We start from the raw sequence: 13,709 nt of genomic DNA on the forward strand, positions 1-13,709 counted from the left end.
TCTGCCGGCCGGTGCGATGGGCGAATGATCAACCCTTCACCGGTGGATGGACTCGATGATTTGGACAACGAGGACGAGCAAGATTTCGGCCGCTGCTTTCGCCATGATGATGTCGCTGGGCGTGCCCGACAGCAGCCCCGCCTCGGAGCGCAAACCACGCGCTTCCCTGTCCGTGTACGACTACGGAAGAGACGGCCCGAACCAGGCGCGTCAGTCGGGGCCGCGCACGCGGGTGTACGTGACCAAGCGATCGTGGCTCGACGGCGGGACGGAGGTCATTCCCGGCGACCGCAAATTCAGCGACTATGCGTTCCCGCCCGGCTACTCGTTCGCACGCGAGAACAACAATCGACCGCTCGATCGCAATCCGCTCGATCCCGCGTCCGATCTGGGCGGCGTCGCGCGATTTCCCTTCTAGAACTCCGGTTCCGATAAAATCAGAACCGGAGCTCTGGATTCTCGATTTGACGCGTTTTCTTCACGCGAACCGGTATCCACTTCGCTCGAAAACGCTCTGAAGCGAGCGATCCGGCGGCGGTTCGCCGAGCGCGCCGAGCCAGTCGCACACCGCTTGCGGCATCGTATGCACATGTCCCGGGAACGGCGCGGCGGCGAAGCCGACATGGCCGCCGTCGTCGGGCTGCCACAGCGTGACATGGTCGCCGACCTGATGCGGCGCCGGCAGCGAGGCGCCCGGCACGAACGGATCGTTGCGGGCGTTCAGCACCAGCGCCGGCACGCGGATCCTGTGCAGATGCGGCCGCGCCGAGGCCCGCGTCCAGTAATCGTCGACGTCGCGGAAGCCATGCAGCGGCGCCGTGAAGGCGTCGTCGAACGCGCGCAGCGTGGTGGCGGCTTCGAGCTTGTCGCGGTCGAACAGGCCGGGATGCTGCGCCCATTTGGCCAGCGCCCGCGGCTTCATCGTGCGCAGGAAGTTGCGCGTGTAGATCTGCCGGTTGAGGCCCTGGTCGATCGCGGCGCCCGCCGCGATCAGATCGAGCGGCGCCGACACCGCCGCCACCGCGCGCACCGTCTGCGCGGCGCCCTCGCCCGCTTCCTCGGTCCAGCGCAGCAGCGCATTGCCGCCGAGCGACACGCCAGCGGCGAACACCGGCGCGGCGGCGCGTTCGCGGATCCGCGTCAGCAGCCAGCCGATTTCCTCGAAGTCGCCGGAGTGATACGAGCGCGGCGCGAGGTTGATCTCGCCGGAGCAGCCGCGGAAATGCGGAATGCTGAAGCGCCAGCCGCGCGCCTGCGCCGCCTGCGCGAACGCGATCGCGTAGCGGCTCGACGAACTGCCTTCGAGGCCGTGAAACAGCACCAGCCACGGCGCGCCTTCGCCGCCCGGCAGATGATCGACGTCGATGAAATCGCCGTCCGGCGCGCGCCAGCGTTCGCGCACGAGCCGCAGTGCCTCGGCCGGCCGCGGCCGCGCGGCCAGCGCCGGCCAGATCGTCTGCAGATGGCCGCCGGGCAACCACCACGGCGCGCGATATTGGCGCATGAGAGTCAGCGTTCGAGACCGGACCGTGCGGGCGCAAGGCGGCGGCAGCCTGCCGCCATCAGCCGGGAGGCGTCAATACCTTCGCACGATCCCGGTTGCGCGGCGGCGGCTTCGCAGTAAGCTCGGGTCACGACGACAACAGCCACGGAGCCGGCAGCCCGGGCGAACATCGAGGAAACCCCATGAAGCCTCACGACACGGGACATTTTCGCGATCTGTCTCCCGACGAACTGGAGGTTCTCGCCGCCGCCGAATGGGCGCAGGCGGAGGAGCTGTCCGGCGGTCCGAAGGGCCTGGTGATGAAATCCGCCAGCGAGATGCACGCCCGCGCCAAGATCAAGCGGATGCTGCTGAGCCAGGTGCCGACCCGGCACTGAAGCGCCACTCCGGTTTGATCGATCGCGTATCGGCCGCCCGCCTTTGCGTGCCACACTCCGGCGATGCCGCAGCCGCCACTCGCCCAGTGCCCGAACAGCCGAGGCGCCTATGTGGTGGCGATCGCGATCGCGTCGCCGCTCGGCATCCGCCTCGGCAAGGCCGCGCCGGTGCTGCTGCGCCCCGGGCGCTATCTGTATTTCGGCTCCGCCTATGGCCCCGGCGGCTTGCGGGCGCGGCTCGGCCGGCATTTCCGCAAACAGAAAACGATCCGCTGGCATGTCGACCAGTTGACCACCGCGGGCGAGGTGCTGGGCGCATGGGCGGTGCCGCAGGGCAATGAATGCGCGCTGCTGCGCCGGCTCGATGATCTGCCCGTCCCGATCGACGGCTTCGGCGCCAGCGACTGCGCGACCTGCCGCAGCCATCTGCTGCGCTGGCCGCGCCGCGTGCCCCGCCGGGCGATCGTCGCCGCGCTGTCGGCCGATTCCGGAACGCCCCCCGTCTGGCTGCGCGCGTGCGCCTGATCCGCCGCGCGTCGCCGAGAAGCCGGATCGAGCCCGGCCTTCGGGCGCCGATTTTACCGGACCGAAATGATCTGGCGCAATGCGGCATGGCGCGATCCCCGGTTGGTTTGCTGCGCACCTTCGTCCGCAGTCCCGGTCAGGATCATGCCATGCCGATCTACGGTTATGTCTGCAACAAATGCGGCCACCGCTTCGAGACGCTGCTCTACGCCAACGAGACGGCGAGTTGCCCGACCTGCGAAGGCACCGATCTCGATCAGCAATTGTCGCTGATCGCGCGGCCCGCCAAGGCCGGTCCGGACGTGCCGATGTGTGATGGCGCCGGCGGCTGCGGCCGCTGCTCCCCGGACCTCTGCGCCTGACGGGGGCGAAGCCCGATGTTGGGCGACCGACGACGTTGTCCGCGTCGGCGTCGCGAGATCGACTGCGATCGCCAGGCTCAGACCAGCCTCAAGAATGACTGACCCCGGGAGCATGTCTTGCGACAGAGGCCGACCCGGGGTGTACTCCATGAATATAGCAACGATCATTCTGACGACAAGTGAATTATCTTGCGAACAGTTGCAATCAACGCGGCTCTGGAAAGAACGCTTACGCGGGAGCGGCTGGGGAAGTATTTAGAAGCGGCCAACCAAGATTTGGACGCTGCGATCGCGTTATACGAGAATAATACTCGGCTATCCGAGGCGTTCTATACAGCGCTCCAGTCCCTCGAAATTTGCGTGCGCAACTGCCTCACCCGTGAAGTGTCACTGCGCTATCGCGGCACCTGGTTTGATGACCCATCGGTTCCGCTGAATGACCATTCGCGGCGGATGATCTCCGAGGCAATTCAAGAACTCCGGCGCAGTCGGCGAGAAGCGCTCCCGGGCAGAGTGATCGCCGAATTGAAATTCTCGTTTTGGGTAGGGCTTCTCGGTCCACACTACGACGCAACGCTTTGGCGAACCTGTCTCTACAAGGCCTTCCTTGTCGGCGGTGGAAAGCCACGAAAGACGGTTCATTCTCGACTGAACGCGCTACGGCGATTCCGCAATCGGATCGCTCATCATGAACCGATCTTCCATCGCGACGTCGCGGCAACGCACACCGAAATCATCGAGACCATCCGCTGGATGTGCCGGCACACCGCAGCATGGGCCGAGTCGAACAGCCGAGTTCCGGACGTGCTCTAACCGTCTTGCTTGCGCCGCGGCACTGCTGCGCACCCCCCGCCGCGGAACGAACCCGCCCCGAGCGTCGTTCTTCAAGCCGAACGATCCCGATCCGAGGCAGAGAACAGATGACGCAGATTTCCCGCGTATTCGACAATCCCGGCCGCGCCAACGCCGCGCTCGACGATCTCAAGGCGCGCGGCTTCGGCAAGGCCGAGCTGGCGGCCGGTCCCGAAGGGCGCGGCAAGACGCTGCTGCGGGTCGATGCCCCGTTCGGCACCGCAGTGCAGGTCGAGGACATTCTCGATCGCCACGCCAAGGGAACCGCCAGGGGCGCCAATGGAGCCGCTCCCGTGCCGGCCGCGGCAGCCAAACCTGCCGCACCGAGTTCCAGGCCCGCCGTGGCGGTGGCGCCGACCCCGCCGCAAGCCGGTTCGCAGCTGGGCCGGCCCGCCGCACCCGCCGGCGGCGGAACGCCGGCGGCAAAGCCTCAGGTTGCGCAGCCCTCTGCATCCGCGCGCGACGGCGCACGCAGCGGCCCGCGCACGCTGTCGCAGCTGCTCGGCATTCCGGAGCTGATCGATTCCAATACGTTCTTTTCCGGCTTCCCGCTGCTGATCCGGCCGGCGCCGAAGCGCACAGAACAACCGCCCGCGAAACCGAACTGACCGGCGTCGCCCATGACGTCGCCCGTGACAGCGTCACGCCGCCGGCGACAGCGGCGCGACGAGCGGGGGATCAGTCGGATTTTTCCGACGTCCGGGTGCCGTTGCGGCGCGAAGCGGCGGCGCTTGCGCCGGCTTCGGTGCACGGGATCTTGGTCCAGCTGCCGTCGGGCGCTTTCATGTAGGAGCTGCAGCCATTCGCGGGCGCCTCGCTGACGCTGCCCTGATGCGCCTGATTGCTGGCCAGCGCGGGCGCGGCAAACAGCGTGACAGCGGCGATCGTCGCGATGCCGATGAACTTGGTGCGTGATGTCGTCATGATCCGGTCCTCCTGTCGGAACGGGCCGGACTATCGAGACAGATTGTGACAAAATCTTGCAATTGCGGCACGGCTGCGCCGCTTTGCTTAATACGCGACAAATTTCAACTACGCGCGCCGCGCAGACTGGTACGCCCGCAGACCAAAGCCGGTGCTCAGCGCGACAGGACGTCGCGCCCGGCCCGGGTGCGGTCCTGCCAGGCGACCCGCACCAGCTCCGGATCGACGTGCTCCTCGACCGGCCAGCCGACGCAGAGATAGGCGATGAATTTCCACTCCGCCGGCACGTCGAGATCGCGGGTGATCTGTTCCGGATCGAGGATCGACACCCAGCCGACGCCGAGGCCGTGGGTCCGCGCCGCCAGCCAGAACGTCTCGATCATCGCGACGACCGAATAATCCAGCGCCTCCGGCATGGTCTGACGGCCGACGCCCTGGCCCTGCGCGGTGGCGCGGTCGCAGAACAAAGCGAACTGCCGCGGCGCGACGTCGATGCCTTCGAGCTTGAGCCGCGCATACAGCGCGGCGCGCTCGCCGTCATAGACGTTGGCGGCGACCGCGTTGCAGCGCAGGAAGTTGCTACGCACTTTCTCGCGCATCGCGGCGCTGTCGACGCTGACGAACCGCCACGGCTGGCTGTTGCCGACCGATGGCGCGAGCTGGGCGAGATCGAGCAACTGATGAATCAGCTCCGGCGCCACCGGATCGCGGCGGAACCGCCGGACGTCGCGCCGCCATGCGATCAGCTCGGCGAACTTGTCGCGGAACGCGGCGTCGAATTCGGGCGGATGGGCGTTGGCGGCGGCGGCGTCGTGCAGATCGATCATCGTGGTCACCTCGTTGTCGCGCGGGCTCACAATTTGCCCGCCAGCACGTCGCTGAGATCGGCGACGTCGGTCATCAGCCGCGCCGCCGCACGGAGCAGCGGCACCGCGAGAATAGCCCCTGTGCCCTCGCCGAGCCGCAATTCGAGGTCGAGCAGCGGGCTCGCCTGCAACGCGTCGAGCGCGATGTCGTGGCCGCGCTCGGCCGAGCGGTGCGCGAACACGCAATAGCCGCGCGCTTCCGGCGCGAGCCGGACCGCGAGCAGCGCCGCGGCGGTGGCGATGAAGCCGTCGATGATCACCGGGCGGCGCTGCGACGCCGCGCCGAGGATGGCGCCGGCCATCATCGCGATCTCCAGCCCGCCGAATTCGCACAGCACCTCGAACGGCGCGGTCGCATCGCTGCGCGCGGCGGCCATCTCGATCGCGGCGCGCTTCTTCTCCATGCCGGGCGCGTCCTGCCCGGCGCCGATGCCGATGCAATGATCGAGCGGCGCCGGCGCCAGCCGATGCAGCAGCAGCGACGACGACGCGGTGTTGCCGATGCCCATTTCGCCGAGCGCGATGATGTCGGCACCGGCCCTGATCTCGGCGATCGCCAGCTCGCTGCCGCGGGCCAGCGCCAGCGCCGCCTGCGCGATCGTCATCGCCGGCTCGCGGGCGGCATTGGCGGTGCCCTTCCGCACCTTGGCGCCGATCAGGTCGGGATGATCCGGCAGCTCGGCGGCGACGCCGGCGTCGATCACCCGGACGTCCACATGGGTCGCGGCCGCGAACGCATTGGCGCAGGCCTTGCCGGCCAGATAGGTCATCACCATCGCCACCGTCACCGCGGCGGGATACTGTGACACGCCCTCTGCGGTCAGCCCGTGATCGCCGGCGAACACCATCAGCACCGCATTGTCGCCGCGCGGCTCCGCCGGATGCCGCATCGCGGCGAGTTCGACCGCCAGATGCTCGATCCGGCCGAGCGAGCCCGGCGGCTTGGCCTTGCCGTCGACCCGCGCGCGCAACGCGGCATACAGCGCGGGATCCACCGGCGCGATCGGCGGCTTCTGCCAGACAATGAGAGTGTCGGTCCGCATCATGGTCCCCTGCTGATGAAGGCGGGCAACTGACTCGTCCCGAGCCCATACGTCAACACCACCTTCGCGTGGTTGACCGCGCCGGGTACCGCAGCTAGCGTGGCCGGCGATGGTCCTTCCGCAAGGAAGGTGAAAAGGGAATCCGGTGCGAGTGAACTCGATTCGAGCGATCTCCATCCCGGTGCTGCCCCCGCAACTGTAAGCGACGAGCCCGCGCCTCGGCCACTGGGATGTCCTGCTGGACTCCTGGGAAGGCGGCGACAAGGGCAGCGACTCGCGAGCCAGGAGACCTGCCATCGCGAATTGTGCTTTGGCGGCGTCGGGGCGGGGTGCACCGGACGGAAAGCAGGGCGGTGGCGAGTTCGTCACCCCGCGCGATCCGGCAAAGCTCGAAGCCGCAAGGCGCCGATCCAGACGGCGCCGCCGAGAGCGAGGGCATGGATCTCAGCCCGAACGACCATCCGACCACCGCGCAAGACGTTGAACAGACCGACGCATCGGCGCGCCCGACCGGTCCGGTGATGATCAGCGTCTGCACCAGTTGCAAGGCTTCCGACGGCGGCAACGCCGGCGCGCCGCTGCTCGACGCGATCCGGGCCGCGCTCGGCGGCGCCGCCGATCTGCAGGTGCGCCCGGTGCAATGCCTCGGCGTCTGCAAGCGCCCGGCCACCGTCGCGGTGTCGAGCGCGGACGGCTACAGCTTCCTGTTCGGCGATCTTTTGCCCGACACCGGCGCCGCAGCGATCGCCGGCTTCGCTGCCGCCTATCGGGACAGCGCTTTCGGCCTGGTGCCGTGGCGGCAGCGCGCCGAGGTGCTGCGCAAGGGGATGGTGGCGCGGCTGCCGCCGCTGCGCTGGTCGCCGGACGATGGGCGCGCCCCGTCATGACCGCGCTCGTCTCCACGCTGGTGCTCGGCGGTGCGCGCTCCGGTAAATCGGTGTTCGGCGAGAAGCTCGTCGCCGGCAGCGGGCTCGCGAAGATCTATCTCGCCACCGCGACCCGCAGCGACGACGAGATGACCCAGCGCATCGCGCATCATCGCTCCCGCCGCGGCGACGGCTGGACCACGGTCGAGGAGCCGCTGGCGCTGGTCGATGCACTGACCCGCGAGGCCGGCCGCGGTCGCGCGGTGCTGGTCGACTGCCTGACGCTGTGGCTGTTCAACCTGATGGAAGCCGGCCGCGATCCCGAGGTCGAAGCCAAGCGGCTGACGCGCTATCTCGGCGTCGCCGCCGCCCCGATCGTGCTGGTGTCCAATGAAGTCGGGCTCGGCCTCGTCCCCGAAACCCCGCTCGGCCGCGCCTTTCGCGATGCCCAGGGCCGGCTCAACCAGATCGTCGCCGCCGCCGTCCCCCATGTCGTGTTCGTCGCAGCCGGCCTGCCGCTGTGGCTGAAGCAGGAGAACTGATCATGTCCGCCCGTGTCCCCGTCACCGTGCTCACCGGCTTTCTGGGCGCCGGCAAGACCACGCTGCTGCGCGCGCTGCTCAACCAGTCGAGCGGCCGCCGCATCGCGGTGATCGTCAACGAATTCGGCGACGCCGGCTTCGACGGCGCGCTGGTCGAGGAATGCGGCGATCCGGTCTGCGCGCCGGGCGACATCGTCGAACTGACCAATGGCTGCATCTGCTGCACCGTCGCCGACGACTTCATCCCGACGATGGAGAAGCTGTTGAACCGCGAGCGCCCGCTCGACGCCATCGTGATCGAGACCTCCGGGCTGGCGCTGCCGCAACCGCTGCTGAAAGCCTTCGCCTGGCCCGCGGTGAAGACCCGCGCCACCGCCGACGGCGTCGTCACCGTGGTCGACGCGCTCGCGCTGGTCGAGGGCCGGATTCCGCTCGACGACGATGCGGTCAAGGCGCTGCGCGACGTCACGCATGACGATCCGATCGAGGAAGTGTTCGAGGATCAGCTCGCCTGCGCCGATCTCGTCGTGCTGTCGAAGGCCGATCTGGTGACGCCGGAACAACTCGCCGCGCTGGAGACGAAGCTCAAAGCCAGGCTGCGGCCTAACGTGCGGATCGTGCCGTCGCACGGCGCACTCGCCCCGTCGGTGCTGATCGGGCTCGGCTCAGCCGCCGAGGACGATCTCGCCGCCCGCGCCGGCCACCACGCCGAGGGCGAAGAACACGACCATGACGATTTCGATTCGATCGTGGTGGCGCCGCAGCCGGCGGACACCATCGACACCATGCGTAGCCGCGTCGGCGCAGCGCTTGGGCTCGATGGCGTGCTGCGGGTCAAGGGCCACGCAAGGATCGCCGGCAAGCCGGCGCCGGTGGTGGTGCAGGCGGTCGGCGCCCGCATCGACCTCGCCTTCGCCCGCCCCGACGCGCAGCGCGCCGACCATCTGGTGGTGATCGGCCTGAAGGGCTTCGACACGGCGGCGGCGCGCGCCGCACTGGCGGGCGCTTAGCATGACCGCTCACCGAGCTCGTCATCCTGAGGCGCACGCCGTCTTCGGCGTGCCTCGAAGGACGACGAGCGTCGCGGCCCGCGGCCATCCTTCGAGGCGCGCACAAGCGTGCGCGCACCTCAGGATGACGCTGCGATGTGTGGATAGGGCGGTTGCGCCGCGGCGGTGCCCCCCATGCACCTGAAGCTCGATGCAAACGCCGGCATCGACGACGGCGACGTCGCGCGCGACCTGGGGCAGGCGCCCGCGGAGATCGTGGTGCTGTCGGCGGCGGACACCGACCTCGCCGCCTTCGCCGCGGCGCGGGCGACGCTGCCCGATGATTTCCCGAGCCTGCGGCTGACCAATCTGCTGGCGCTCGGCCATCCCGCCTCGGTCGATCTCTATGTCGAGCGCACGCTGCCACAAGCGAAGATCGTGATCCTGCGGATGCTCGGCGGCGAAGCCTACTGGCCGCACGGCGTCGACAGCCTGCGCCGTGACGCCTTCGCGCGCGGCGCGCTGTTCGCCTGCATTCCCGGCGAGATGACCTGGAACGCCGAGCTCGCCGCGCGCGGCAATGTCGACCCCGACGACGCGCATGCGCTGTGGCGCTATTGCACCGAGGGCGGCGTCGACAATCTGCAGCTGGCGCTGCGCTACGCCGCCTGGATGATCCTGCGCGACGACCCGCCGCCGCCGCCGCGACCGATGCCCGCCGCCGGCTTCTGGCCCGGCGAGCCGGCCAGGTCGCAGCGCAGCCGCGCGCTGGTGATCTTCTATCGGGCGCTCGCCGCCAGCGGCGATACCGCCGCGATCGAGGCGCTGCGCGCGGCGCTGGATGCGCGCGGGCTCGACGTCGCCTGTCTGTATGTCACCAGCCTGAAGGATGCGCGCTCGATCGCGTTCCTGCAGAGCGCGCTCGCCGCCGCCCCGCCCGACATCATCATCAACGCCACCGCCTTCGCGACCGCCACCGCCACCGACGATGCCGGCGTGCTGGCATCGGCGGATTGCCCGATCCTGCAGATCGCGCAGGCCGGCATCAGCCGCGAAAGCTGGCAGCAGTCGAGCCGCGGCCTCAATCCGCGCGATCTGGCGATGCATGTGGTGTTGCCCGAGGTCGACGGCCGGATCTTCGCCGGCGCGGTCGCGTTCAAGCAGCGCGGCGATGACGGCGGCGACGCGCCGGCGGTGTATCAGCCGCTCGACGACCGCATCGACGCCGCCGCCGACCTCGCCAAGGCCTGGGTGCGGCTGCGGCGGCTGCCGATCCGCAAGCGCCGGATCGGCATCGTGCTCGCCAACTATCCGAATCGCGACGGCCGGCTCGGCAACGGCGTCGGGCTCGATACGCCGCAATCGCTGTGCGATCTGCTCTACGCGCTGCGCGCCGAGGGCTACGACACCGGCGCGCTGCCGGCCGACACCGCCGCGCTGATGCAGATCCTGCAGCGCGGCCCGACCAACGAATTGGCGGAGCGCGACCGGCGCATCGGCGGCGTGGCCTGGCCGGTCGCGGACTACAAGGCCGCGTTCGCGACGCTGCCGGACGCGATCCGCCGCGCCGTCGAGACGCGCTGGGGCCGCGCCGAGGCCGATCCGCACGTCGCCGACGGCCGCTTCCGGCTAGGCCTGCATCGCTTCGGCAATATCCTGGTCGGGGTGCAGCCGGCGCGCGGCTACAACATCGATCCGAAATCCAGCTTCCACGATCCGGACCTGCCGCCGCCGCATCATTATCTGGCGTTCTATCTGTGGCTGCGGCGCGAATTCGACGCCCATGCGGCGATCCATCTCGGCAAGCACGGCAATCTCGAATGGCTGCCCGGCAAGGGTGCCGGGCTGTCGCGCGATTGCTTTCCCGCCGCGCTGCTCGGGCCGCTGCCGCATCTGTATCCGTTCATCGTCAACGATCCGGGCGAGGGCATCCAGGCCAAGCGCCGCAGCGCCGCGGTGATCATCGACCATCTGACGCCACCGATGACCCGCGCCGAGCTTCATGACGAGATGGCGCGGCTCGAAGCGTTGGTCGACGAATACGCGCTCGCCGCCGATCTCGATCCCAAGCGCGCCGACGGCATTGCCGAAGACATCCTGTCGCTGGCGCGGGCGACGCGGCTCGACGCCGATGTGGCGATCGATCGCCAGACCCCGACGCTGGACGCGCTGCGCGCGATCGACGCGCATCTGTGCGACCTCAAGGAGATGCAGATCCGCGACGGCCTGCACATCTTCGGCCGCCCCCCGCAGCCCGCGCAGCGCGACGAACTGCTGGTGTCGATCGCGCGGCTGCCGCGTTCCGACCTCAAGCCGCAGGACGCCTCGCTGCATCGCGCGCTGGCGCGCGATCTCGGCCTGACCGATTCCACCGGCGCCTATTTCGATCCGCTGACACGCGACCTCGCCGCGGACTACACCGGCGCGCGCCCGGCGATCCTGGCCGATCTCGGCGACAACCTTTGGCGCACCAGTGGCGACACCGTCGAGCGCATCGAGGCGCTGGCGCTGCGATTAGTTGCGAAGCTCGGCCATGCGCCACCCTCTCCCACGAGGGGAGAGGGTGAAGAGCACGCATGGCCTCACGCCCGCCCGGTGCTCGACTGGATCGCGGCGTCGCTGCGTCCCGCGATCGAGGCCTGCGGCGACGCCGAGCGCAATGCGCTGCTGCGCGGGCTCGGCGGCCGCTTCGTCCGCCCCGGTCCGTCCGGCGCGCCGACGCGCGGGCGCCCCGATGTGCTGCCGACCGGGCGAAACTTCTTCGCGGTCGATGTCCGCGCGGTGCCGACGCCGTCGGCCTGGCGGATCGGCGCGCTCGCCGCCGAGCGGCTGGTCGAGTCCTATTGGCAGACCGAAGGCGAATGGCCGCGCGCGATCGCGCTGTCGGCGTGGGGCACCGCCAATATGCGCACCGGCGGCGACGACGTCGCGCAGGCACTGGCGCTGATCGGCGCCCGTCCGACCTGGGAAGACGCCACCGGCCGCGTCACCGGCTTCGCGGTCGTGCCGCTGGCGGAGCTGCAGCGGCCCCGAATCGACGTCACGTTTCGCGTTTCAGGACTGTTCCGCGACGCCTTTCCGACCCAGATGGACCTGATCGCCAGCGCCGTCGCGGCGATCGCCGCGCTCGACGAGCCGGACGATGCCAATCCGATCGCCGCCCATGTCCGCGCCCGCGCCGCCGAACTGATCGGCATTGGCAAGACGCCCGATGACGCGCGGCAGCAGGCGTCGCTGCGCGTGTTCGGCTCGAAACCCGGGGCCTATGGCGCAGGGCTGCAGGCGCTGATCGACGACGGCGGCTGGGACAGCCGCGGCGATCTTGCGGATGCGTATCTCGGCTGGAGCGGCTACGCCTATGGGGCCGGCAGCGACGGCAGCGAGGCCCGCGACGCCTTCGCCGCGCGGCTGCAGGCCACGCAGCTCGTGGCCCACACCCAGGACAATCGCGAGCACGACATTCTCGATTCCGACGATTACTACCAGTTCATCGGTGGACTCGCGGCGACCATCGAGACGCTCTCCGGAGCGGCGCCGAGGATCGCCCATGTCGACAGCTCTCGCCCCGAGGCGCCGCTGCCGCGGACGCTGGGCCACGAGATCAGCCGCGTGGTGCGCGGCCGCGCCGCCAATCCGAAATGGATCAAGGGCGTGATGCGCCACGGCTACAAGGGCGCCTCCGAGATCGCCGCCACCGTCGACTATCTGTTCGGCTTCGCGGCCTCGACCGACGCGGTCGGCAGCCATCATTTCGATCTGCTGTTCGCCGCCTATCTCGCCGACGAGCAGGTGCGCGACTTCATGCGCGACGCCAATCCGGCGGCGTTGCGCGACACCGCCGAACGCTTCGCCGAGGCGCTCCGGCGCGGGCTGTGGACGCCGCGCTCCAACCACGCCGCCGACCTGCTTGCCGAACTCACGACCCAGAAGGAAACCGCATGACCGACGCGTCCGATCGCGACGACAACGCCCGCCACGCCGAGAAGGCGAAGAAGCGCAAGGCCGCCCACGACAGGAAGCTCGAGGGCATGTCGGCCGACAAGGGGCTGCTGATCGTCCACACCGGCACCGGCAAGGGCAAGACCTCGGCCGCGCTCGGCATGGTGTTCCGCCATATCGGCCACGACATGCCGGTCGGCGTGGTGCATTTCACCAAATCGGAGAAATGGAACACCGGCGAGGCCAAGCTGCTGGCGAAATTTCCCGATCTGGTGACGCTGCACATCATGGGCGAAGGCTTCACCTGGGAGACCCAGGACCGCGAACGCGACGTCGCCGCCGCCCGCGCCGGCTGGGAGCGCGCCAAGGAGCTGATGCGCGACGACCGACATCGCATGGTGCTGCTCGACGAACTCAACATCGTGCTGCGCTACGACTATTTGCCGATCTCCGAAGTGATCGCCTTCCTGCTCGACGAGAAGCCCGCCGACAAGCACGTCGTCATCACCGGCCGCAACGCCAACCCGGCGCTGATCGAGATCGCCGATCTGGTGACCGAGATGACGCTGGTGAAACACCCGTTCCGAAATGGCGTGAAGGCGCAGAAGGGCGTGGAGTTTTGATGTCTCCCCTTCGCACCCGTCATTCCGGGGCGCCGCGCAGCGGCGAACCCGGAATCCAGACGTTCAGGGCACCGCGAGATTCCGGGTTCGCGCCTGACGGCGCGCCCCGGAATGACGACGGGGTAAGGGCACGGCCGCCTTCACCTCTCCCCGCTTGCGGGGAGAGGTCGGATCGCATCGCCAGATGCGATCCGGGTGAGGGGGCGTCTCCACGAATCGCAGCGCTCGGCCTCGTCGAAACGCCCCCTCACCCCACCCCTCTCCCCGCACGCGGGGAGAGGGAGCAGGCCGCGCTTG

At 69.2% G+C, this 13,709-nt stretch carries 15 protein-coding genes and 1 riboswitch; of the genes, 11 read left to right on the forward strand and 4 right to left on the reverse strand.

The genetic code is table 11. The features are described 5' to 3' along the window. Positions 1-109: 109 nt before the first annotated feature. Positions 110-418: a hypothetical protein gene (locus ACTZWT_RS22770; protein ID WP_444772061.1), complete on the forward strand. Its 309-nt coding sequence runs from the start codon at positions 110-112 to the stop codon at positions 416-418. 60 nt (positions 419-478) lie between these two features. On the opposite strand, the gene ACTZWT_RS22775 is transcribed toward ACTZWT_RS22770, so the two are convergent. After that, a complete protein-coding gene (locus ACTZWT_RS22775) occupies positions 479-1,504 on the reverse strand; it encodes a YheT family hydrolase (RefSeq protein WP_444771962.1) in 1,026 nt (341 codons plus the stop codon). Positions 1,505-1,686: 182 nt separating this feature from the next. Here ACTZWT_RS22775 and ACTZWT_RS22780 point away from each other — a divergent pair, with 182 nt between their 5' ends. From ACTZWT_RS22780 to ACTZWT_RS22800, 5 genes are all read left to right on the forward strand, one after another. Next, positions 1,687-1,881 (forward strand): hypothetical protein, encoded by a 195-nt coding sequence (locus ACTZWT_RS22780; RefSeq protein WP_444771963.1) that lies wholly within the window; start codon positions 1,687-1,689, stop codon positions 1,879-1,881. 63 nt (positions 1,882-1,944) lie between these two features. Beyond that, entirely contained in the window at positions 1,945-2,406 is a 462-nt protein-coding gene (locus ACTZWT_RS22785) for a GIY-YIG nuclease family protein (RefSeq protein ID WP_444771964.1), read from the forward strand. 149 nt (positions 2,407-2,555) lie between these two features. Beyond that, positions 2,556-2,768 (forward strand): FmdB family zinc ribbon protein, encoded by a 213-nt coding sequence (locus ACTZWT_RS22790; protein ID WP_444771965.1) that lies wholly within the window; start codon positions 2,556-2,558, stop codon positions 2,766-2,768. Between the two features lie 189 nt (positions 2,769-2,957). Next, the gene (locus ACTZWT_RS22795; protein ID WP_444771966.1) at positions 2,958-3,581 is read left to right on the forward strand and encodes an Abi family protein; all 624 of its coding nucleotides are present in this window, start codon (positions 2,958-2,960) and stop codon (positions 3,579-3,581) included. Between the two features lie 107 nt (positions 3,582-3,688). Continuing rightward, on the forward strand, positions 3,689-4,228 hold the full coding sequence (locus tag ACTZWT_RS22800; protein WP_444771967.1) for a hypothetical protein: 540 nt from the start codon (positions 3,689-3,691) through the stop codon (positions 4,226-4,228). Positions 4,229-4,298: 70 nt separating this feature from the next. On the opposite strand, the gene ACTZWT_RS22805 is transcribed toward ACTZWT_RS22800, so the two are convergent. From ACTZWT_RS22805 to cobT, 3 genes are all read right to left on the reverse strand, one after another. Then, a complete protein-coding gene (locus tag ACTZWT_RS22805) occupies positions 4,299-4,544 on the reverse strand; it encodes a hypothetical protein (RefSeq protein WP_444771968.1) in 246 nt (81 codons plus the stop codon). 155 nt (positions 4,545-4,699) lie between these two features. Beyond that, a complete protein-coding gene (gene bluB / locus ACTZWT_RS22810; RefSeq protein ID WP_444771969.1) occupies positions 4,700-5,371 on the reverse strand; it encodes a 5,6-dimethylbenzimidazole synthase in 672 nt (223 codons plus the stop codon). 26 nt (positions 5,372-5,397) lie between these two features. Next, complete coding sequence (cobT, locus tag ACTZWT_RS22815; RefSeq protein WP_444771970.1) at positions 5,398-6,453, reverse strand: nicotinate-nucleotide--dimethylbenzimidazole phosphoribosyltransferase; 1,056 nt, start codon at positions 6,451-6,453, stop codon at positions 5,398-5,400. Between the two features lie 93 nt (positions 6,454-6,546). Beyond that, a riboswitch (cobalamin riboswitch) is annotated at positions 6,547-6,765 on the forward strand. A gap of 41 nt (positions 6,766-6,806) precedes the next feature. Here cobT and ACTZWT_RS22820 point away from each other — a divergent pair. The 5 genes from ACTZWT_RS22820 (at position 6,807) to cobO (ending at position 13,412) form a co-directional block, all read left to right on the forward strand. After that, entirely contained in the window at positions 6,807-7,340 is a 534-nt protein-coding gene (locus ACTZWT_RS22820; protein WP_444771971.1) for a DUF1636 family protein, read from the forward strand. Further along, complete coding sequence (gene cobU, locus ACTZWT_RS22825) at positions 7,337-7,861, forward strand: bifunctional adenosylcobinamide kinase/adenosylcobinamide-phosphate guanylyltransferase (RefSeq protein WP_444771972.1); 525 nt, start codon at positions 7,337-7,339, stop codon at positions 7,859-7,861. The genes ACTZWT_RS22820 and cobU overlap by 4 nt, the downstream gene beginning before the upstream one ends. A gap of 2 nt (positions 7,862-7,863) precedes the next feature. After that, positions 7,864-8,871, forward strand: a complete 1,008-nt coding sequence (gene cobW, locus ACTZWT_RS22830) for a cobalamin biosynthesis protein CobW (protein ID WP_444771973.1) — start codon at positions 7,864-7,866, stop codon at positions 8,869-8,871. A 174-nt stretch (positions 8,872-9,045) separates the two neighbouring features. Beyond that, positions 9,046-12,792: a cobaltochelatase subunit CobN gene (cobN, locus tag ACTZWT_RS22835; protein WP_444771974.1), complete on the forward strand. Its 3,747-nt coding sequence runs from the start codon at positions 9,046-9,048 to the stop codon at positions 12,790-12,792. Continuing rightward, the gene (cobO, locus tag ACTZWT_RS22840; RefSeq protein ID WP_444771975.1) at positions 12,789-13,412 is read left to right on the forward strand and encodes a cob(I)yrinic acid a,c-diamide adenosyltransferase; all 624 of its coding nucleotides are present in this window, start codon (positions 12,789-12,791) and stop codon (positions 13,410-13,412) included. The genes cobN and cobO overlap by 4 nt, the downstream gene beginning before the upstream one ends. The last annotated feature ends 297 nt before the right edge of the window (positions 13,413-13,709 follow it).

Origin of the sequence: Rhodopseudomonas sp. NSM, assembly GCF_052445935.1 — a bacterium.
GTDB lineage: Bacteria > Pseudomonadota > Alphaproteobacteria > Rhizobiales > Xanthobacteraceae > Rhodopseudomonas.

Coding starts and splice junctions, on each gene's coding strand:
- ACTZWT_RS22775 (WP_444771962.1), bottom strand. CDS start 1,504: ATGCGCCAATATCGCGCGCCGTGGTGGTTGCCCGGCGGCCATCTGCAG.
- ACTZWT_RS22790 (WP_444771965.1), top strand. CDS start 2,556: ATGCCGATCTACGGTTATGTCTGCAACAAATGCGGCCACCGCTTCGAG.
- cobW (WP_444771973.1), top strand. CDS start 7,864: ATGTCCGCCCGTGTCCCCGTCACCGTGCTCACCGGCTTTCTGGGCGCC.
- ACTZWT_RS22785 (WP_444771964.1), top strand. CDS start 1,945: ATGCCGCAGCCGCCACTCGCCCAGTGCCCGAACAGCCGAGGCGCCTAT.
- ACTZWT_RS22770 (WP_444772061.1), top strand. CDS start 110: ATGTCGCTGGGCGTGCCCGACAGCAGCCCCGCCTCGGAGCGCAAACCA.
- ACTZWT_RS22805 (WP_444771968.1), bottom strand. CDS start 4,544: ATGACGACATCACGCACCAAGTTCATCGGCATCGCGACGATCGCCGCT.
- cobN (WP_444771974.1), top strand. CDS start 9,046: ATGCACCTGAAGCTCGATGCAAACGCCGGCATCGACGACGGCGACGTC.
- cobU (WP_444771972.1), top strand. CDS start 7,337: ATGACCGCGCTCGTCTCCACGCTGGTGCTCGGCGGTGCGCGCTCCGGT.
- cobT (WP_444771970.1), bottom strand. CDS start 6,453: ATGCGGACCGACACTCTCATTGTCTGGCAGAAGCCGCCGATCGCGCCG.
- bluB (WP_444771969.1), bottom strand. CDS start 5,371: ATGATCGATCTGCACGACGCCGCCGCCGCCAACGCCCATCCGCCCGAA.
- cobO (WP_444771975.1), top strand. CDS start 12,789: ATGACCGACGCGTCCGATCGCGACGACAACGCCCGCCACGCCGAGAAG.
- ACTZWT_RS22780 (WP_444771963.1), top strand. CDS start 1,687: ATGAAGCCTCACGACACGGGACATTTTCGCGATCTGTCTCCCGACGAA.
- ACTZWT_RS22800 (WP_444771967.1), top strand. CDS start 3,689: ATGACGCAGATTTCCCGCGTATTCGACAATCCCGGCCGCGCCAACGCC.